The organism is Streptomyces sp. A0958 (assembly GCF_004795035.1).
Lineage (GTDB): Bacteria > Actinomycetota > Actinomycetes > Streptomycetales > Streptomycetaceae > Streptomyces.
The window spans coordinates 35,163-54,479 of sequence record NZ_SSBK01000033.1 but is presented as its reverse complement, the minus strand read 5'-3'; the positions used below and the strand labels follow the sequence as shown (position 1 = coordinate 54,479).

18 protein-coding genes are annotated in these 19,317 nt (G+C 70.8%); 13 read left to right on the top strand and 5 right to left on the bottom strand.

Translation table 11 applies throughout. The annotated features are described in order from the left end of the window. The first annotated feature begins 26 nt into the window (after positions 1-26). Positions 27-833, top strand: coding sequence for a glycoside hydrolase family 75 protein (locus E6P78_RS26070; protein ID WP_136206088.1), 807 nt, complete (start codon positions 27-29; stop codon positions 831-833). 156 nt (positions 834-989) lie between these two features. Here E6P78_RS26070 and E6P78_RS26065 read toward each other — a convergent pair whose 3' ends face one another. Further along, positions 990-2,405: a PQQ-binding-like beta-propeller repeat protein gene (locus tag E6P78_RS26065; protein ID WP_346765612.1), complete on the bottom strand. Its 1,416-nt coding sequence runs from the start codon at positions 2,403-2,405 to the stop codon at positions 990-992. Between the two features lie 174 nt (positions 2,406-2,579). On the opposite strand from E6P78_RS26065, the gene E6P78_RS26060 reads away from it, so the two are divergent. After that, a complete protein-coding gene (locus E6P78_RS26060) occupies positions 2,580-2,993 on the top strand; it encodes a hypothetical protein (RefSeq protein ID WP_168712705.1) in 414 nt (137 codons plus the stop codon). A gap of 64 nt (positions 2,994-3,057) precedes the next feature. On the opposite strand, the gene E6P78_RS26055 is transcribed toward E6P78_RS26060, so the two are convergent. Next, complete coding sequence (locus E6P78_RS26055; RefSeq protein WP_168712704.1) at positions 3,058-4,104, bottom strand: glycosyl hydrolase; 1,047 nt, start codon at positions 4,102-4,104, stop codon at positions 3,058-3,060. 219 nt (positions 4,105-4,323) lie between these two features. On the opposite strand from E6P78_RS26055, the gene E6P78_RS26050 reads away from it, so the two are divergent. Genes E6P78_RS26050 through E6P78_RS26040 form a run of 3 tightly spaced genes read left to right on the top strand, consistent with a single transcriptional unit; the run spans position 4,324 to position 8,139 of the window. After that, the gene (locus E6P78_RS26050; protein ID WP_136206085.1) at positions 4,324-4,668 is read left to right on the top strand and encodes a hypothetical protein; all 345 of its coding nucleotides are present in this window, start codon (positions 4,324-4,326) and stop codon (positions 4,666-4,668) included. 25 nt (positions 4,669-4,693) lie between these two features. Then, positions 4,694-6,868 carry a bifunctional polysaccharide deacetylase/glycosyltransferase family 2 protein gene (locus tag E6P78_RS26045; RefSeq protein WP_136206084.1) on the top strand — a complete coding sequence of 725 codons (2,175 nt, stop codon included), beginning with the start codon at positions 4,694-4,696 and terminating at the stop codon, positions 6,866-6,868. Then, entirely contained in the window at positions 6,865-8,139 is a 1,275-nt protein-coding gene (locus E6P78_RS26040; protein WP_136206083.1) for an acyltransferase, read from the top strand. Before E6P78_RS26045 ends, E6P78_RS26040 begins: the two co-directional genes overlap by 4 nt. A 79-nt stretch (positions 8,140-8,218) precedes the next feature. On the opposite strand, the gene map is transcribed toward E6P78_RS26040, so the two are convergent. Continuing rightward, positions 8,219-8,986, bottom strand: coding sequence for a type I methionyl aminopeptidase (gene map / locus E6P78_RS26035; RefSeq protein ID WP_136206082.1), 768 nt, complete (start codon positions 8,984-8,986; stop codon positions 8,219-8,221). Between the two features lie 41 nt (positions 8,987-9,027). Here map and E6P78_RS26030 point away from each other — a divergent pair, with 41 nt between their 5' ends. From E6P78_RS26030 to E6P78_RS26005, 6 genes are all read left to right on the top strand, one after another. Next, positions 9,028-9,297, top strand: a complete 270-nt coding sequence (locus E6P78_RS26030) for a helix-turn-helix transcriptional regulator (RefSeq protein ID WP_136206081.1) — start codon at positions 9,028-9,030, stop codon at positions 9,295-9,297. A 37-nt stretch (positions 9,298-9,334) separates the two neighbouring features. Beyond that, positions 9,335-9,715, top strand: coding sequence for a PPOX class F420-dependent oxidoreductase (locus E6P78_RS26025; RefSeq protein WP_136206080.1), 381 nt, complete (start codon positions 9,335-9,337; stop codon positions 9,713-9,715). A gap of 163 nt (positions 9,716-9,878) precedes the next feature. Further along, on the top strand, positions 9,879-10,721 hold the full coding sequence (locus E6P78_RS26020) for a nitrilase-related carbon-nitrogen hydrolase (protein WP_136206079.1): 843 nt from the start codon (positions 9,879-9,881) through the stop codon (positions 10,719-10,721). Beyond that, positions 10,718-12,001 carry an aspartate aminotransferase family protein gene (locus tag E6P78_RS26015; protein WP_136206078.1) on the top strand — a complete coding sequence of 428 codons (1,284 nt, stop codon included), beginning with the start codon at positions 10,718-10,720 and terminating at the stop codon, positions 11,999-12,001. Before E6P78_RS26020 ends, E6P78_RS26015 begins: the two co-directional genes overlap by 4 nt. Before the next feature lie 80 nt (positions 12,002-12,081). Continuing rightward, the gene (gene hydA / locus E6P78_RS26010) at positions 12,082-13,482 is read left to right on the top strand and encodes a dihydropyrimidinase (RefSeq protein WP_136206077.1); all 1,401 of its coding nucleotides are present in this window, start codon (positions 12,082-12,084) and stop codon (positions 13,480-13,482) included. Positions 13,483-13,503: 21 nt separating this feature from the next. Beyond that, the gene (locus E6P78_RS26005; RefSeq protein ID WP_136206076.1) at positions 13,504-14,520 is read left to right on the top strand and encodes a TIGR03842 family LLM class F420-dependent oxidoreductase; all 1,017 of its coding nucleotides are present in this window, start codon (positions 13,504-13,506) and stop codon (positions 14,518-14,520) included. A 114-nt stretch (positions 14,521-14,634) separates the two neighbouring features. Here the strand turns inward: E6P78_RS26005 and E6P78_RS26000 are convergent, their stop codons facing one another. Then, positions 14,635-15,405 carry a hypothetical protein gene (locus E6P78_RS26000; protein WP_136206075.1) on the bottom strand — a complete coding sequence of 257 codons (771 nt, stop codon included), beginning with the start codon at positions 15,403-15,405 and terminating at the stop codon, positions 14,635-14,637. 270 nt (positions 15,406-15,675) lie between these two features. Between E6P78_RS26000 and E6P78_RS25995 the strand changes: the two genes are divergently transcribed. Together E6P78_RS25995 and E6P78_RS25990 are read left to right on the top strand one after the other, a co-directional pair. After that, positions 15,676-16,038 carry a hypothetical protein gene (locus E6P78_RS25995; RefSeq protein ID WP_136206074.1) on the top strand — a complete coding sequence of 121 codons (363 nt, stop codon included), beginning with the start codon at positions 15,676-15,678 and terminating at the stop codon, positions 16,036-16,038. 126 nt (positions 16,039-16,164) lie between these two features. Continuing rightward, on the top strand, positions 16,165-17,682 hold the full coding sequence (locus E6P78_RS25990) for an amidase (protein ID WP_136206073.1): 1,518 nt from the start codon (positions 16,165-16,167) through the stop codon (positions 17,680-17,682). Here the strand turns inward: E6P78_RS25990 and E6P78_RS25985 are convergent. Beyond that, the gene (locus tag E6P78_RS25985; protein ID WP_136206109.1) at positions 17,679-18,743 is read right to left on the bottom strand and encodes a biotin/lipoate A/B protein ligase family protein; all 1,065 of its coding nucleotides are present in this window, start codon (positions 18,741-18,743) and stop codon (positions 17,679-17,681) included. The genes E6P78_RS25990 and E6P78_RS25985 overlap by 4 nt on opposite strands. Between the last annotated feature and the right edge of the window lie 574 nt (positions 18,744-19,317).

Genomic DNA, 19,317 nt, shown 5'->3' with positions numbered 1-19,317 from the left:
GCCAGAAGGGCGCCCCCACAGTGCGTATGCGAACGCTTGCCCTCGTCACGGCCTCCGGTGCCGCGCTGCTCACGGCGGGCACACCGGACCCCGCCACCCTGGCCGTGGCGGCGGGCTCGGACCCCGCCCTCGCCGCGCCCGCGCCGGCGCCGCGCCCGGCCCTGACGGCCGTGCGCCTCGCGCTGGTCGCGCGGGTCCACCAGGCGCCTCCCCGGGCGCACCGTTCCGCACCCTCCCCGGCCCGCGGCCGGGGAGGTCCGGTCGGCGCGGCCGACCTGCTGGCCAAGGTGTCCGCCTGTACGCAGGTGTCGAACGGCAAGTACCGCAAAGATGAAGGGGCTTCGGCGACGGTCTCGGTCTGTGGTGCGCACGGTGCCGTGTTCTGGAAGGCGGACATGGACATCGACTGCGACGGACAGGTGACCGCCGCCTGCAACGCGGGCACCGACCCGTCCTTCCACGGCGACACCGCGTTCCACACCTCGGACGACAAGCCGCTGAACGCGGAGAAACTGCCCTACGTCGTCGTGCCGGGCCGCAGCGACGTCTGGGACTACGCGGCGGCCGGGATCAAGGGCGGCGGGGTCGTCGCCGTCATCCACGGTGACAAGGTGGAGTACGCCGTCGTCGGTGACGTCGGCCCGGAGCGGATCATCGGCGAGGCCTCGTACGCCACGGCGAAGTCGCTCGGTATCGACCCGGACCCGAGGAGCGGCGGCACCGGCTCCGGGGTCACGTACATCCTGTTCAAGGACTCCGAGGTGTCACCGATCGAGGACCACGACGCCGCCGTGGCCGCGGGGCAGGCCCTCGCCGAGGAGTTCGTGCACTGACCGGGGCGCGGTGCTGACGGCGGGCGAGCGGTACGACAGCGTGCTGTTCGGGTTGCCGCGCGAGGAGTGGGAGGCGCGGGCAGCGGCGCCCTGTACCTCCGCGCGGATCACCGTGCCGACCACTCCCGGTAGCACCTCGCCCTGACCGGCGGGGCCCTACCGGTAGAGCCGCACGCCGCCGTTCGAGCCGAGGGCGTTGAGTTCCAGTACGCCGCCGTCCGGGGTGACGTACGCCGTGCCGGAGGTGAAGTTCCATTTGCCGGCCCCCGCCGACAGGCCCGCGACCGGGGTGGTGCGACCGGTGCGGGGGTCGATGGTGATGAGCTGCGGGGAGCCCGACGTGGTGACGGCGTGCACCTTGTCGTCCGCGCCGGAGGCGGCGACGGCGAGCGCGGCGGAGCGGAGGGTCCAGAGTTTGGCGCCGGTGGTGGTGTCGTAGCCGTCGATCACCGGGCTGCCGGAGGCCAAGGCAGGGGTGACCAGGACGTTGCCGTGGAGCTGTGCGGAGTGGTCGGCGCCGGTGTTGTTGCCGGGCATGAGCTCGTCGTCACCGACGGCCAGTTTGCGGCCGGTCCCGGTGGTGCCGAGAACCCGTACGGCGTCCTGGCGCGCCGTGTGGACGGCGGCGACCAGTGGTTTGCCGGACAGGATGTGCGTCACGTCCGAGTGGGCGCTCTCGGACTTCCGCCAGATCACCTTCCCGGTCCTGCCGTCGTACGCGGTGAGGGTGAACCGGGTCTTCCGGTCGAGGCAGTAGTCGTCCACCAGCACGACGCCGTCGGCGCCCCAGTCGTAGGCGTTGCAGTAGTGTCCGCGAGCCTTGTAGCCCCATACGCGGCTTCCGGTGCGGACGTCGACACCGCCGAGGAAGCTCTCGCTGACGATGGTGGCGACCTTGCCCTGCACGTACGTCGAGGCGGTCACCGCCGTGGGGTGTTTGCCGCTGGTCAGCGGCATGGACCAGAGGATCTTGCCGGTGGACGCATCGAGACCGGCCAGCCGGGTGCAGGTACTGGCGTCCTCGCCGAAGGCGACGGTGCCGATGCCCTCGGCGCTGAGCGTCGGCGACATCGCGCAGGGGACGGTGTCGCGCTTGGCACCGCTGCCGGCGCCCGCGGCTCTCCACACCTGCTTTCCGTCGGTGAGGTCGTAGGCCCGCAGGCCGCCTCGGCTGCCGGCCCGGACGAGCAGCTTGTCGGTGAGCCAACTGCCGATCAGTGTGTCGTCGGCGGCGGGCGCCGGTATCTGCCACGCCTGCGTCAGCTTCTCCGAGGCGACGGCCGCGGCGTCCTGCTGCTTGAGCACCACGGCGGCGGTCCCTCCGGCGGCGAGAACAACGAGGGCGAGCACCACCCTTCCCACCCACCTGGTCTTCCCGGCCCGTTTGCCGCCCGCGCCCGCAGGGGACCGCGGCTGCGCGGCGACAGGCTCGGGGGAACGGAGGGCCGTCCGGCCGCGGACGGCGGCCGAAGCCGACGGGTTCGTCGACGCCGACGGGTATCCGGACTCCTGGTCCGCCGGTTCGCCGCCGCGGCGGGTGTGCGGAGGTGTCCGGCGACCCGGCTCGTCGATGGACTCGTGGGCTCCGGCGGAGGGCTCCGGGAACCGCAGAGGGACGGTGGTGTCCCACCGCGTGCCGGAGGGCCCGCCATACGACTGGGCCGGCTGCTGGTCGTACGACTGGGTCGGCGGCCGGCTCTCCCACGTCGCGGCCGGCTCCGTCTGCCGCTGCTGCTGCTCGTACGGGTGCTGCTGCTCGTACGGTTGCTGGTCCTCGTACCGTTGCCGGTCCTCGTACGGTTGCTGCTGCCGGTACGGCTGCTGGTCTCCGTATGGGTGCTGCTGCTCGTACGGTTGCTGGTCCTCGTACGGTTGCTGCTGCTCGTACGGGTGCTGGCCCCCGTACGGTTGCTGCTCCCGGTACGGTTGCTGGTCCTCGTACGGTTGCTGCTGCCGGTACGGTTGCTGGTCCTCGTACGGCTGCTGGTCCCCGTACCCGTACGTGTGCTGGTCCCCGTACGGGTACGGGGCGGCAGGAGACCTGCGGGGCGGGAAGGCCCAGCCGTCCTCCTCCTGCGGAGCCCCTTGGCCCGGCGACGATTCCGTCGGCATCTCCGTGATCTCCCCTGGTCGGGCATCCGCGTGCGCCAACCGCAGTGAATGCGCCCTGATCTGTTCCGTTATGTACGGGCTGAGTTGTGCCCCTTGCCCTGCACGCCCTGGGTCAGCCGTTCTTGAACGAATGACCGAAGCTGTTCCGGGCCGATTCCACCTGGAACGCGGCCAGCGCGCCCTGCGAGGTGCTGATCCGCCAGTCCATCAGCTGTTTGCCGCCCGGCCAGTCCTTGCGCTGGTCGTACCAGACGAGCCCGATGACGCCGGCTTTCGCGGCGCCCTGGAACAGGTCACGGATGTGCGCCTCCTTCTGGTCGCTCTCCGCCACCCCGGTCTCCGCGATCAGCACCGACTTGCTGGAGAAGTCCGCGATCCGGTGCAGGGTGGGGGTGAACAGACTGGAGAAGGCGGCGCCGTCGATCGGCCCGTAGTAGCCGATGAGGCCGACCCAGTCGACATAGGCGTCGCCCGGGTAATAGGGGCGCAGCTTGGCGGGCGTGCCCGAGTCGACCACGTGCGGGGTCCACACCCAGATCACGTTGGTGACGCCTCGCGCGGAGAAGACGTCGTGCACGTGCTTCCAGGACGCGACGAAGTCGGCGGGCTCGGTGTGCTCGGGCCCCCAGGAGTTCCACGGGCCGTTCATCTCGCCGGCGAAGGAGAGGGCCAACGGGCCGTCGTAGGCGGCGACCTGGTCCGCAAGCTTGCGGATGTAGGCGTCGTCCTCGCCCTTGGCGATGTCGGCGAGCGAGGCGTCGGTGGGCACCAGCGCCATCATGGGCAGCTGGCCGTGCTGCCACAGGAAGGCGTTGCCCTCCGTGTCGAAGTCGTCGCCCCAGGAACTGTAGTACTCGCGGATGTCGGGGGCCCGTCCGGCCTCTTCTGTGAAGGTCTCGACGATGCCGTACTGCCAGGGCGTCTTGGCATCGACGACGCCCAGCGCGTGGCCGGACGGCTTGAGCAGGGACGATACCCGGTAGTGCGCGGCCGGGGCGGTGGCCGTACCCGCCTTGGTGCCGCCCCCGCTTCCCGCGCCGCCGCAGGCATCCACCAAGAGCGAGACGACGACCATGAGGATCGCCGCGACCATCAGGCGGCTGCGGCTGCGGCTGCGGCTGCGGCTGCGGCTGCGGCTGCGGCTGCGGGGAGGGGCCATGCGTGAAGGTCCGTTCGGGCGGGATGCAAGTGACGTAGCCGGAACTGTACGAGACCCGCGTGACATTCACCGAATCTCCATACTAATGTTCGTGCGTGATCGGGAACGGGTCGGATAATTTCCCCTTACTCGCATATTGATCATTTTCTGCACTACTCAACACTTTCGGCGCCGCCGAGCTGGCAGTTGCACCACGATGAAAGAAGCTCGAGGCTGTCGATGACCAGAACCTCCACGGCGGTCGAGCCGGCTCCCGTCTTCGTGGACCAGACCGGTCAGCGTGGCCGTCGGCTGCGTGGTTTCGGCTGGCTGGTGGGCATCCTCTGCACCGGGTGCGTGGTGGCGATGGTCTCCGGCCTGGTCGGAACCCAGTCGCAGGCGCCCGCGCTCACCGTCCCCGGCACCGCGGACACCAAACCGCCCAACCAGTACCTGAACGCGCCGCTGCCTGCGGCTCCCGGCATCACCAAGTCCGGGAAGGACGCCACCGCCCCGGCGGCCACTTCCGACGCCACCGCCCCGGTGACCACTTCCGACGCCACCGCGTCGGCCACCGCGCAGTAGCCAGACGCGACCGATCAGGAAGTCCATGTCCCGTCCCCGCCATCAGCGCCCCCGGCAATCCATCGCACGGCCGCGCCGGCTCGCCGCACCTCCGCTGCGGTTCTTTCTGCCGGTGACCGTACTGGCGACCCTGCTCGCGCTGATGGTGCTCCGGGGCATGGCGAACAACGAGGCCTTCCACGACGACCACATAGCCGTCTCGGTGGACAAGAGCACCGTCCCGACCGGAGTGCTGGAGGGCGGCCCGGTCGTCGACGCACGCGGCGACAAGAGCGACAAACCGGTTAACTACACGATCCCGGACAAGACCGTCGTCCTCTCCTTCGACGACGGGCCCTCCGCAAAGTGGACGCCGAAGATCCTCAAGGTGCTGAAGGAGGAGAACGTCCGCGCCGACTTCTTCGTCACCGGCTCGATGGTCACGCGCAACCCGGCGCTGATCCGCCGGATCGTGGCCGACGGCCACGAGATCGGTCTGCACACCTTCACCCACCCTGACCTCGCGCTGCACTCCGGCACCCGGCTCACCTGGGAACTGGGCGAGACCCAGCTCGCCCTGGCCGGTGTCGCCGGCATCCACTCCAGCCTTTTCCGCCCGCCCTACTCCTCCACCGCGGACGCGCTCGACGACTGGTCGTGGCCGGTGACCAAGCAGGCCGGGTCCGAGGGGTACCTGACCGTCTTCATCGACAAGGACACCGACGACTGGAAGCGCCCCGGCGTCGACTCCATCGTCAAGGCCGCCATGCCCGACCTCCCCGGCCAGGGCCAGATGATCCTGCTGCACGACGCGGGCGGCGACCGGGCGCAGACGCTGGCGGCGCTGCCGATCATCATCGAGAAGCTCAAGGCCCAGGGTTACACCTTCAAGACCACCGGCGAGGCGCTCGGCACCGGCTCCGCCAACACCAAGGTCACCAGCTACAACCTGTGGGTCGGCAAGGCGTTCCTGTGGTGCACCACGTTCTCGGTGGGGCTGCTGCCGTGGCTGGTCGGCCTGCTCGCGGTCGTCGGCGTGCTGGTCATGGCGCGGTTCGTGCTGATGCTGGTGCTCTCGGCCGTCCACGTGCGGCGTGTCCGCAGGCGGGGCTTCTCCTGGGGTGACCCGGTCACCGAACCGGTCACCGTGGTCGTACCCGCGTACAACGAGCAGGAGTGCATCACCAACACCCTGCTCTCACTGGCCAGAAGCGAACATCCCATCGAAGTGATCGTGGTCGATGACGGTTCCACCGACGACACGGCCGCCATCGTCGAGGAGCTCGACCTGCCGATGGTCCGGCTGATCCGGCAGCCGAACAGCGGCAAGCCGGCCGCCCTCAACACCGGTGTGGCCGCCGCCTCGTACGACCTGATCGTCATGATGGACGGCGACACGGTCTTCGAACCCGCCACCGTCCGGGAGCTGGTGCAGCCCTTCGGCAACCCCCGCGTCGGCGCGGTGGCCGGCAACGCCAAGGTCGGAAACCGCGACACGCTGATCGGCGCCTGGCAGCACATCGAGTACGTGATGGGCTTCAATCTCGACCGCAGGATGTACGACGTCCTCAACTGCATGCCGACCATCCCGGGTGCCGTGGGCGCCTTCCGGCGTACGGCGTTGGAGCAGGCGGGCGGGATGAGCGACGACACGCTCGCCGAGGACACCGACGTGACCATGGCCCTGCACCGGGCCGGCTGGAAGGTCGTCTACGCCGAGAACGCGCGTGCCTGGACAGAGGCGCCCGACAGCATGAAGCAGCTGTGGTCGCAGCGGTACCGCTGGAGCTACGGCACCATGCAGGCGATGTGGAAGCACCGGCACGCGGTGCTGGAGCGCGGCACGGCCGGCCACTTCGGCCGGGTGGGTCTGCCGTTTGTCGCCCTGTTCATGGTGGTCACCCCCCTGCTCGCGCCCGCCATCGACATCGGCATGGTCTACGGCGTGGTCTTCGTCGACGCGTACAAGACCCTGGCCGCCTGGTTCGCGGTGATGGCACTGCAGGCCGTCTGCGCCTGGTGGTCCTTCCGCCTGGACAAGGAGAAGGCGTGGCATCTGATCACGCTGCCGGCCCAGCAGGTGGTCTACCGGGTGCTCATGTACATGGTGCTGCTGCAGTCCGCCATCACCGCTCTGACCGGGGGCCGGTTGCGCTGGCAGAAGCTGCGGCGCACCGGTGAAGTGGGTCTCGATGTCACGACAGGGGCGACGTCTTCATGAGTATCGCGGAACCAGGTGCCTTCGGCACCCAGAACTCCTCGGACACCGTCGCCCTGCGCGTGGCGGACTCCGCCGCGGTCCCCGCGCAACGTGCGCCGCAGCCCGAAGAGGCCGCCCAGACGCCCGCGCGGAAGCCCGTCCGCGACCGCTACCTCGACCTGCTGCGGGCGCTCGCCCTGGTCCGCGTGGTGATCTACCACAACTTCGGCTGGACCTGGCTGCCGGTCGTCTTCCCCTCCATGGGTGTCATGTTCGCGCTGGCCGGGTCGCTGATGGTGCGATCCCTGAAGCGGCCCGCGCTGAGCGTGGTCCGGGGCCGGTTGCGCCGTCTGCTGCCGCCGATGTGGCTGTTCGGCGCGGTCGTGGTGCCGCTGATGCTCCTGGAGGGCTGGCGGCCTGATCCCAGCCACCCCAACTGGTGGTGGGGTGATCTGGCCTACTGGGTCCTGCCGTTCAGTGAGCCGCCGTTCGGGGCCTCGCTGCACACCTTCGGCGGGCACCTGCCGAGTTCCTGGGCCGAACAGATCTGTGTGCCGCTGTGGTACCTGCGCGCCTACCTCTGGTACGTACTGCTGTCGCCGCTCATGCTCAAGGCGCTGCGGAAGCTGCCCTGGGTCACCCTGATGGTGCCGCTGGCGCTCGCGTTCTTCCTCAACTCCGGCCTGGTCGACCAGGGCGGCCGGCTGATGGAAGCCGCCACCGACTTCACCACCTTCGGCTCCTGCTGGCTGCTCGGCATGGCCCACGGGCAGGGGCTGCTCCGCAAGATCCCGCAGTACATCGTGCCGTCCCTCGCACCGCTGGTGCTCGTCTTCGGCTACTGGTGGCTACTGCGGTCGCCGGTGGACAACCCCCGGCTCGGGCACGACCTGGAAGCGGTACCGGTCGCCCAGGCGATCTGGTCGTTCGGCGCGGTGCTGCTGCTGCTCCACCTGAGCCCCTCCTGGGAGCAGTGGCCCAAGCCGCTGGAGCGGTTCAACGGCGTGATCAGCCTGCTCAACTCCCGCGCGGTGACCGTCTACCTGTGGCACTCCGTCGCGCTGGTGCTGACCGAGCCGTTGATCGACCCGCTGTGGAGCAACACCTTCCTCTACCAGCACGCGCAGTGGCTGCTGGGAAGCCGCTGGACCCCGCTGGTGGTCGCCGTTCCGCTGATCTGCCTGGCGATCCTGCTCTTCGGCTGGATCGAGGACGTGGCCGCCAAGCGCCGCCCGCGGCTCTTCCCCTACCCGCGCCGCTCCCAGGGCCGGGGCCGCCGCCGGGTCCGCTAGCTGAGGGCTGTCCCGTAGGGGGCCTCTTGCCGATCAGGGCCGGGGCAGGCAACGTCACGGGTCAGCACAACCGGCGCGCTCAGATCGCGGTCAGGATGCGGGGGCCGTCGTCCGTGATCGCCACGGTGTGCTCGGCGTGCGCGGCCCGGCTGCCGTCGGTCGTACGCAGGGTCCAGCCGTCCCGGTCCGTCCGGTAGGTGTCCACCCCGCCGGCGATCAGCATCGGCTCGATGGCCAGCACCATCCCGTGCCGCAGCGGCATGCCGCGCCCCGGCCGCCCCTCGTTGGGCACGCCCGGGTCCTCGTGCATCTCGCGGCCCACGCCATGCCCGCCGAACCCCTCGGGGATGCCGTAGCCGGCGGTCCGGCAGACCGTGCCGATGGCGTACGCGATGTCCCCGATCCGGTTGCCCACGGTGGCCGCCGCGATGCCCGCGTCGAGGGCCGCGTACGCCGTGTCGACGAGCCGGGTGTCGGCCGGGCGGGCCCTGCCGACGGTGAAACTGATCGCCGAGTCACCGGCCCAGCCGTCCAGCTTCGCGCCCGCGTCGATGCTCACCAGGTCGCCGTCGCGCAGCCGGTAGTCCGTCGGGATGCCGTGCACGATCGCGTCGTTGACCGACGCGCAGATCACCGCAGGGAAGGGGATCGGGGCGAAGTGCGGCCGGTAGCCCAGGAACGGCGAGCCGGCGCCCGCCTCGCGCAGCACCCCGCGCGCCACCTCGTCGAGTTCACGCAGGGAGACGCCGACCGCCGCCGCCTCCCGGGTGGCCGTCAGCATCTGTGCCACGACCCGGCCGGTCGCGCGCATGGCTTCGATGGATGTGTCCGTCTTGAGTTGCACCATGCCAATTACTATACCGGTCCGAGCGGTATTAGAATGACGGCATGGTGCGAACCCCCCTGACCCCGGAAGAACGCCTGCGCGGCGAACGGCTCGGCCTGCTGCTCCGCGAGGCGCGCGGTGGCCGCAGCATGACCGACATCGCCGCCCGTGCCGGGATCTCCGCCGAGACGCTGCGGAAGATCGAGACCGGCCGCGCTCCCACCCCCGCGTTCTTCACCGTCGCCGCCGTGGCCGGCGCGCTCGGCCTCTCCATGGACGAGCTGCTGCTGCGCTGCGCCCCGGCGCCGGCGACCGTACCTCTGGCCGGTTAGCGCTGGGGGTGCGCGCCCCCGCGCCTACGCTGGGGCCATGAGCCTCCAGGACTTCTCCCGCAGCGAGTACGTCAGCCTCACCACGTACCGGAAGGACGGCACGCCCGTGGCCACCCCGGTCTGGGCGGCGGCCGACGGCGACGAACTGCTCGTCTGGACCAAGAGCGATTCCTGGAAGGTCAAGCGGCTGCGCAACGACAGCCGGGTCCGGGTGACCGTCTGCGATGTGCGCGGCCGGACCGAGGAGGGCGCCGCGAGCGCCGAGGGCACCGGCAGGCTGCTCGACGAGCGCGGGACGGCCGCCGTGCGCCGCGCCATCGGCCGCAAGTACACCTGGAAGTACTGGCTGCTCGACTACCCGGCGATGATCGTTCGGCTCGGCAAGCGCCCGCACACAGGGATCGCCATCACCTTCTGAGCCCTGCACTGGCCCGCACGGGTGTGAAACATGATCGACTCAGCTGGTTCACGGCGATGGTCTTGCCCCGCTGTGTGACGGGGCTTACGTTCTCCCCTACGCACGTGTCTACGGGCGTAGAAGCACGAAGAGGCTCTCTGACGCCGCGTCGAAGGAGCAGCTCATGTCCCACGTCGTACGCGCCGCACTCGTCCAGGCGACCTGGACCGGCGACACCGAATCCATGATCGCCAAGCATGAGGAGCACGCCCGCGAGGCCGCCCGGCAAGGGGCGCGGATCATCGGCTTCCAGGAAGTGTTCAACGCCCCCTACTTCTGCCAGGTCCAGGAGCCCGAGCACTACCGCTGGGCCGAGGCGGTGCCGGACGGCCCGACCGTGAGCCGGATGCGGGAACTGGCCCGCGAGACCGGCATGGTGATCGTCGTTCCGGTCTTCGAGCTGGAACAGTCCGGCTTCTACTACAACACCGCTGCCGTGATCGACGCGGACGGCTCGTACCTCGGCAAGTACCGCAAGCACCACATCCCGCAGGTCAAGGGCTTCTGGGAGAAGTACTACTTCAAACCCGGCAACGCCGGCTGGCCCGTCTTCGACACCGCGGTCGGCAAGGTCGGCGTCTACATCTGCTACGACCGCCACTTCCCCGAGGGGTGGCGCCAACTGGGACTGAACGGCGCCCAGTTGGTCTACAACCCGTCCGCCACCTCGCGCGGCCTCTCCGCCTACCTCTGGCAGCTCGAACAACCCGCGTCCGCCGTCGCCAACGAGTACTTCATCGCCGCGATCAACCGCGTCGGCCAGGAGGAGTACGGCGACAACGACTTCTACGGCACCAGCTACTTCGTGGACCCGCGCGGCCGGTTCGTCGGCGACGTCGCAAGCGACAAGGAGGAGGAACTCCTCGTGCGCGACCTGGACTTCGGGCTCATCGAAGAGGTCCGTCAGCAGTGGGCGTTCTACCGGGACCGCCGACCCGACGCGTACGAGGGGCTGGTCGAGCCGTGAGCAGCCTCCACCACCGCCACCTCGCCGTCAGCCCCGACTGGCTGGCGCTCTACTACCGCCACCCGCTGGAGATCACCCACGGCGAGGGGCGCCACGTCTGGGACGCCGACGGCAAGCGCTACCTCGACTTCTTCGGCGGCATCCTCACCACCATGACCGCCCACGCCCTGTCCGAGGTCACCAAGGCGGTCAGCGAGCAGGCCGGGCGCATCATCCACTCCTCCACGCTCTACCTGAACCGCCCGATGATCGAGCTGGCCGAGCGCATCGCCGCGCTCTCCGGCATCCCCGACGCCCGGGTCTTCTTCACCACCTCCGGCACCGAGGCCAACGACACGGCGCTGCTCCTGGCCACCACGTACCGCAGGTCCAACCAGATCCTCGCGATGCGCAACAGCTACCACGGCCGGTCCTTCTCCGCGGTCTCCATCACCGGCAACAACGCCTGGTCGCCCACCAGCCTGTCGCCGCTCCAGACCCTGTACGTGCACGGCGGCGTCCGCACCCGCGGCCCCTACGCGCACCTGAGCGACGCGGAGTTCATCGCCGCCTGCGTCGCGGACCTGGAGGACCTGCTCGGCCACACCAGGACCCCGGCCGCCCTGATCGCCGAACCCATCCAGGGCGTCGGCGGCTTCACCTCCCCGCCCGACGGCCTGTACGCCGCGTTCCGCGAAGTCCTCGACCGGCACGGCATCCTGTGGATCTCCGACGAGGTGCAGACCGGCTGGGGGCGCTCCGGCGAACACTTCTGGGGCTGGCAGGCCCACGGCGAGAACGGCCCGCCCGACATCCTCACCTTCGCCAAGGGCATCGGCAACGGCATGTCGATCGGCGGTGTCGTCGCCCGTGCCGAGGTCATGAACTGCCTGGACGCCAACTCCATCTCGACGTTCGGCGGTTCCCCCGTCACCATGGCGGCCGGCCTCGCCAACCTCTCCTACCTCCTCGAACACGACCTCCAGGGCAACGCCCGCCGGGTCGGCGGCCTGCTCATCGAGCGGCTGCGGGCGATCGGCGCCTCCTCGGACCGGGTACGGGAGGTGCGCGGTCGGGGCCTGATGATCGGCGTCGAGCTGGTGAAACCCGGCACCGACGAGGCCGACCCCGAGGCAGCCGCGGCCGTACTGGAGGCGGCCCGCGAGGGCGGCCTGCTCATCGGCAAGGGCGGTGGCCACAACACCAGCGTGCTGCGCATCGCACCGCCCCTCTCGCTCGCGATCCCGGAGGCCGAGGAGGGCGCGGAGATCCTCGCCGAGGCGCTGCGCACGGCGGGCTGACGGCTGACAACGGCGTGGGTGCGGGGCCGGGCCCGGCTCCGCACCCCGAAGCATCTTCAGCACAGTGAGGAGGGGTACCCATGAGCCGTACCGTCATCCGCGGTGGCCTGGTCGTCACCGCGTCGGACGAGATGCACGCGGACGTACTCGTCGACGGCGGCCGCGTCGCCGCGCTCGCCGCCCACGGCACCGACGAGGCGACCGGCTGGAGCGCCGACCGCACCATCGACGCCACCGGCAAGTACGTCATCCCGGGCGGCGTCGACGCGCACACCCACATGGAGATGCCGTTCGGCGGTACCTACGCGTCCGACACCTTCGAGACCGGCACCCGCGCCGCGGCCTGGGGCGGCACCACCACCATCGTGGACTTCGCCATCCAGTCGGTGGGCCGCTCGCTGCGCGAAGGTCTCGACGCCTGGTACGCCAAGGCGGACGGCAAGTGCGCCATCGACTACGCGTTCCACATGATCCTCGCCGACGTGAACGAGTCCTCGCTCAGGGAGATGGACCTCCTGGTGGCGGAAGGCATCACCTCGTTCAAACTCTTCATGGCCTACCCGGGGGTGTTCTACAGCGACGACGGACAGATCCTGCGCGCCATGCAGCGGGCCTCGTCCAACGGCGGCCTGATCATGATGCACGCGGAGAACGGCATCGCCATCGACGTCCTGGTGGAACAGGCGCTCGCCGCCGGCCGCACCGATCCGCGCCACCACGGAGACGTACGGAAGGTGGCGCTGGAGGCCGAGGCCACGCACCGTGCGATCCAGCTGGCCCGCGTCGCCGGTTCGCCGCTGTACGTCGTGCACGTCTCCGCCGACGAGGCCGTCGCCGAGATCGCCGGCGCCCGCCACAAGGGACTGCCCGTCTTCGGCGAGACCTGCCCGCAGTACCTCTTCCTGTCCACCGACAACCTCGCCGAGCCGGACTTCGAGGGCGCCAAATACGTCTGCTCCACCCCATTGCGGCCGAAGGAACACCAGGAAGTCCTCTGGCGCGGGCTGCGCAACAACGAACTCCAGGTCGTCTCCACCGACCACTGCCCCTTCTGCTTCTCCGGCCAGAAGGAGATGGGCCGCGGCGACTTCTCGAAGATCCCCAACGGCATGCCGGGCGTCGAGAACCGCATGGACCTCCTGCACCAGGCCGTCGTCGACGGCCACATCTCGCGCCGCCGCTGGGTCGAGATCGCCTGCGCGTCCCCGGCCCGGATGTTCGGCCTCTACCCGAAGAAGGGCACGATCGCGCCCGGCGCGGACGCCGACATCGTCGTCTACGACCCGGCGGCCGAACAGACCGTGTCCGCCGCCACCCACCACATGAACGTCGACTACTCGGCGTACGAGGGAAAGCGGCTCACCGGCCAGGTGGAGACCGTGCTCTCGCGCGGTGAGGTCGTCATCGACCGCCGTACGTACACCGGCCGCGCCGGCCACGGCATCTACACCCCGCGCGCCACCTGTCAGTACCTGGACTAGGAGCAACTAGGAGCAGACGGCATGGACTTCGGACTCGTCCTCCAGACGGACCCGCCCGCATCGGCCGTCGTCGGCCTGATGCGCCGCGCCGAACGCAACGGGTTCCGCCACGGCTGGACCTTCGACTCGGCGGTGCTCTGGCAGGAGCCGTTCGTCATCTACAGCAGCATCCTCGAACACACCGACCGCCTCACCGTCGGCCCCATGGTCACCAACCCGGGCACCCGCACCTGGGAGGTCACCGCCTCCACCTTCGCCACCCTCAACGACATGTACGGCAACCGGACCGTGTGCGGCATCGGCCGGGGCGACTCGGCGATGCGCGTCGCCGGGCGCCGCCCCAACACCCTGACCCGGCTCGGCGAGGCCATCGACGTCATCCGCGACCTCGCCGAAGGACGCGAGGCGGTCGTCGACGGGCAGCCGGTCCGGCTCCCGTGGGTCAAGGACGGCCGGCTCCCGGTCTGGATGGCCGCGTACGGTCCCAAGGCCCTCGCGCTCGCCGGGCAGAAGGCCGACGGCTTCATCCTCCAGCTCGCGGACCCCTACCTCACCGAGTGGATGATCAAGGCGGTACGGGACGCGGCGGCCGGGGCCGGACGCGACCCGGACGCCGTGACGATCTGCGTCGCCGCCCCCGCCTACGTCACCGCGGACGACTCACCGCAGGCCCTCGCCCACGCCCGGGACCAGTGCCGCTGGTTCGGCGGGATGGTCGGCAACCACGTCGCCGACCTCGTCGCCCGGTACGGTGAGCACTCCGGCCTCGTCCCGGACGAGCTGACCGCGTACATCAAGGGCCGGCAGGGCTACGACTACAGCCACCACGGCCGCGCCGGGAACCCGTCCACCGACTTCGTCCCCGACGCCATCGTGGACCGCTTCTGCCTGCTCGGCCCGGCCGCCGCCCACATCGAGAAGCTGAGGCACCTCAGGGAACTGGGCGTCGACCAGTTCGCCGTCTACAACATGCACGACGCCCGCGAGGCGACCATCGACGCCTACGGCTCCACCGTCATCCCCGCCCTCACCGACTGACGGCCACGTCCGGCGCCGCCCCCGACGACAACCGGCTCGTCAACCACTCCCTGCTGCTCCGGGCCGGCCCGTCCTCGCCGGCGCTGTACGTGCTCCTCACGGGCGGCGAAGGCGTCACACCGGGGAGGACGAGCGGCTCAGCAGGGCGCTGACGTCGAACGATTCGCTCCGCGAGGGCGTGGTCCTGGGCACCGGCTCGTCGAAGGCCGAGAGGTTCACGACCGCGTCCGCGCCGTCGCCGTGCAGGGCGAGCCGCAGCGGATAGGGCTTCCCGGTCGCCGCCACGTCCACGGTCAGTGTCGTGTTGCCGCGCGTCCTGGTCAGCGGCACGACGGACGCCTTGCCGAGGGTGGTCCTCGGGCCCTTGTTGAGGGTGCCCGTGTCGTCGTTCGCGTTGTCGCTGACGAGCTTCTGGAAGGTGTTGAGGTCGCACGTCCTGGTCAGGGCGCGCAGCCGCGGGTTGTCGGCCGGGCCCTTCAGATAGCGGTCGCCCAGGATCGCGGCGAAGGCCGAACCGCCGTTGGGCACCTGGTTCTTCCAGAAGTCCGCGTCCGGCTTGAGCCACACGTCGTCGCCGCGTTTGACGATCAGCACCGAGCCCTGACTCCGGCCCAGGTCCACCGAACCGTTGCAGTTGCCGTCCCGGTCCACGGTGAGGTCCAGGGACATGGGCCTGTTTCCCCGGCCGAGGTCACCGCGCGTGGTCACGTGCAGCGAGTGCGCGCCGAGCAGCGCGTCGCGGGAGCGGTCGGCGATCTGCTGGGCGGTGAGGTTGTCGATGTCCTCGGCGTGGGCCACACCGCCGAGTACGCCGGTGCCGGTGGCGCCGATCAGGATCGCCGCAGCCCATGCGGCCGGGCGTGTGCCGAGGTGGGAGCCGGTCACGTCGCCTCCTCGAAGGGTCGTGGCGGGACTGTTCGGGTGACTGCGTTCGAACAAATCGAGCGTACGCCGGGGGCGGGGGCGCCGCCCCTTCGGCGTGCACGCATCCGGCCGGCCGTCCACCGGCGTACACACAGCGTGACGTTTTCCGGGGGCCCCGGTTAGGGAAGCCGTGGGCGGCTGCTCCGGCACCGCCGCCCGCGCACCCGTATCGAACGCGACCGCTCGCGGCCTCCCACACCGGTCACGGGCGGTCACAACCGGAAGGACACCATGAAGAAGTCCCAGGGGAGCCTGACCCGAGCCGTGCTGCGCGCCGCCGCCGTCACCGGCCTGAGCACCGCCCTCGCGGTGGCGGGCGCCCTCGCCACCGCCGCCTCGGCAGCCGCCCCCGCCGCGACGCCGCCCGGCCTGTCCTGCGAGACGGGCAAGCACGCCGTCGACGACCACACCGGCTACGCGCTGTGCCGGAACAACGGCGGCACGACGCAGACCTTCTGGGTGCACCTCGTCTGCGGCTGGTCCCCGGACGTGGACGGCGAGCACGTCACCCTCAACCCGGGCCAGTCCGGCCAGTCGACCGCGCACTGCGCGGGTCTCGGCACCGGAATCGGGGAGATCAGCGTCCGGCCGTAGGCAGCGTCCGGCCGAGCGGTTGAGGGGATCGCCTCCACTCGTTACCCTCCAGTAAGTCCGTACTCGGACAAGTGGCGGACCGGTGCCGGTGCACGCACCTGACGGTACGAGGGAGGCGAACGGCCCATGTCCTCAGCGGAGACCACCCGAACGGACGATGCGGCACCGGACGGCGCAGGACGGGCCGTCCCCGGGCCGCACAGTCCAGGGCCGGACGCCACGCCGGCGCAGACCGAGCCCCCGCCCGGTCTCGCCGACAGCGCGCGGGCCCTCGCGGACGGGCGGGTCACCGCCACCCAGCTGGTCTCCGCGGCGCTGAAGCGGATCGAGGCGAGCCAGGGCACCCTCAACGCCTTCCGGCACCTGCGCGCCGAGGCCGCACTCGCCGAAGCGGCCGAGGCGGACCGCCGGCTCGCGGCGGGGGAGCGGCTGCCGCTGCTCGGGGTGCCCGTCGCGGTCAAGGACGACACCGACGTCGCCGGGATGCCCACCCACTTCGGCTGCGCCGGGGACCGGATCGCCGCGACCGCCGACAGCGAGGCCGTACGCAGGCTGCGCGCGGCCGGGGCCGTGATCGTCGGCAAGACCAACTCCTGCGAACTGGGCCAGTGGCCGTTCACCGAGGGGGCCGCGTTCGGCGCCACCCGCAACCCGTGGCACACCGACCACACCCCGGGCGGCTCCTCCGGGGGTTCGGCGGCCGCCGTCGCCGCCGGCCTCGTGCCCGCCGCCCTCGGCTCGGACGGGGCGGGCTCGGTCCGTATCCCCGCCGCCTGGACCCACCTCGTCGGCATCAAACCGCAGCGCGGCCGGATCTCCGTGCACCCGCACAGCGACGCGTTCCAGGGCCTGACCGTCAACGGCCCGCTGGCCAGGACCGTCGCGGACGCCGCCCTGCTGCTGGACGCGGTCGCGGGGCCGCACCCCGACGACCCGCACCGCCCGCCCCCCGTCGACGCCTCGGCCGCCGCCCGCCGCGACCCGGGCCGGCTGCGCATCGCCCTCGCCTGGCGCCCCCCGCTCACCCTCACCGGCACCATGCCCCACCCGGACGTGCGCCGTGCGGTCACCGAGATCGCGGAGGCGCTGGCCCGGCTCGGCCACCACGTCGAGGAGGCCCGGCCGCGCTACGGACTCATCGGCCTCGGCTTCGTGCCCCGCGCCACCGCAGGGATCGCCGAACTCGCGGCCCTGCACCCCGAACCGGCGCTCCTGGACGCGCGCACCCGCAGCGCGCTGCGCACCGGCACCCGGCTCGGCGGCCGGGTGGTGCGGGCGGCCAGGGCGCGGGAGGTGCACCAGCACCGGCGGATCGGCGCTCTGTTCCACCGGGGGCGCTCCGGGGCCGGCTTCGATGTGCTGCTCACCCCGACGACCGCGCTGCCGCCTCCCCGTATCGGCAGGTTCGACGGGTTGAGCGCATGGCGCACCGATGTGGCGATGACCGAGGCGTGCCCGTACGCCTGGCCGTGGAACGTGCTGGGCTGGCCCGGCGTCAACGTCCCGGCGGGCTTCACCCCGGACGGCCTCCCGGTCGGCGCCCAGCTCCTCGGCCCCGCCCGCAGCGAGGAACGGCTCGTCTCGCTGGCCGCCCAGCTGGAGGCCGACCGGCGCTGGTACGAACACCGGCCGCCGATCCTTTAGGGCACCCGAGCGGTCCACTCGTCGGTGGTGAACTTGGTGCGGACGAGTTCCTCGGCCCTGGCCAGCTCCTCGGGGGTCACCTTCCCCCGGGTCAGTCCGTGCCGGTTGCGGAAGGACTCGATCATCCGCTCGATGACGGCCTGGCGGGGCAGACCGGTCTGCCGGCGCAAGGGGTCGACGCGCTTCTTGGCGCTCTTCGTGCCCTTGTCGGACATCTTCTCCTTGCCGATGCGCAGCACGTCGAGCATCTTGTCGGCGTCGATGTCGTACGACATCGTCACGTGGTGCAGCACCGCGTCAGGACCTCCGTCCGGGCCCACCACGCGCTTCTGCGCCGCCCCGGCGATCTTCCCGACCTCGGTCGCGATGTCGTTGAGCGGCTGGTACCAGGCCTTGATGCCCATGTCGCCCAGGGCCTCCAGCACCCAGTCGTCCAGATACGCGTAGCTGTCGGCGAAGGACAGCCCGGAGACCAGCGACTGGGGGACGGCGAGGGAGTACGTGATGGTGCTGCTCGGCTCCGCGAACATCGCACCGCCCCCGGACACGCGCCGGACGACCGTGACGCCGTGGCGCTCCACTCCCTCGGCGTCGACCTCGTTGCGCAGGGACTGGAAGCTGCCGATGATCACGGCGGGGGAGTCCCACTCCCACACCCGCAGCGTCGGCGGCCGCCGGCCCGCCGCGACCTCCGCCGTGATGACCTCGTCCAGCGCCATGTGCAGGGCGGGCGACTGCGGGGCGTCGTGGATGAGCTGCCAGTCGTAGTCGCTCCACTCCGTGGCGTGCGCCAGCGCGCGGCGTACGGCGACGGCGACGCCCTCCGAAGTGAGGCCGAGCATCACCGTCGACTCGGGAAGCGCCGCGTCGATCCTGGCCGCCAGGGCCACCGTGTCGGTGGTCGCCGGGGCACCCTCCAGCGCCGCGTCGATCGCGAGGATCGCCTCGTCCGGCTCCAGGAAGAAGTCACCCGCCACCCGGACGTCGCGCAGTGCGCCGCCCTCGACCTCCAGGTCCACCACGACGAGCTTGCCGCCGGGGACCTTGTACTCACCGTGCACAGCCATGCCTCCACTTCCGCCCGGTCCGCTTGCCCACGCAAGGGCTCCGACCAGGCACAACGCCACCGGCACGCGGTTTAGTCCGCCGACCGCACCGGGACCGGCCCAGCGCCCGGCAACAGATGGTTCCGTACAAATCATGATCTGTCCGGGCCGTTTGATACGGCGGTATTGCGAGGTCGTGGCGGGACCGTCCGGACGACCTGGTGCCGGCGCCGGAGCGCGGACAAGACCGGCGCTCGCACGTCAGCGCCGAACTGGACGTCACGGCAACGGTCCTGTCCGTGGTCATCGGGGCCGCCATGACGTCAACGCCTGCGGGCCTGTGCCGTCCGCCGGCCCGTGTTCGCTTCGACTCCTGTCCGGTACGTGCCGTGGCGTACGCGACGGTTTGCGCACCCCGGAGGGCGTTTTGGAGCCGTGGGGCCAATGGACCGGACCAAAGCCTTGACACCGACTTCTTTCACTTCTTAAATCACGTAGCGAACCAAGTCTTCCGCGCCTTTTGCGTCTGCTGTATCTGTCATGTGCATGATCTTTGTGTGCGCGGCAGCGTTCCCCTTCCTCCCCCTCA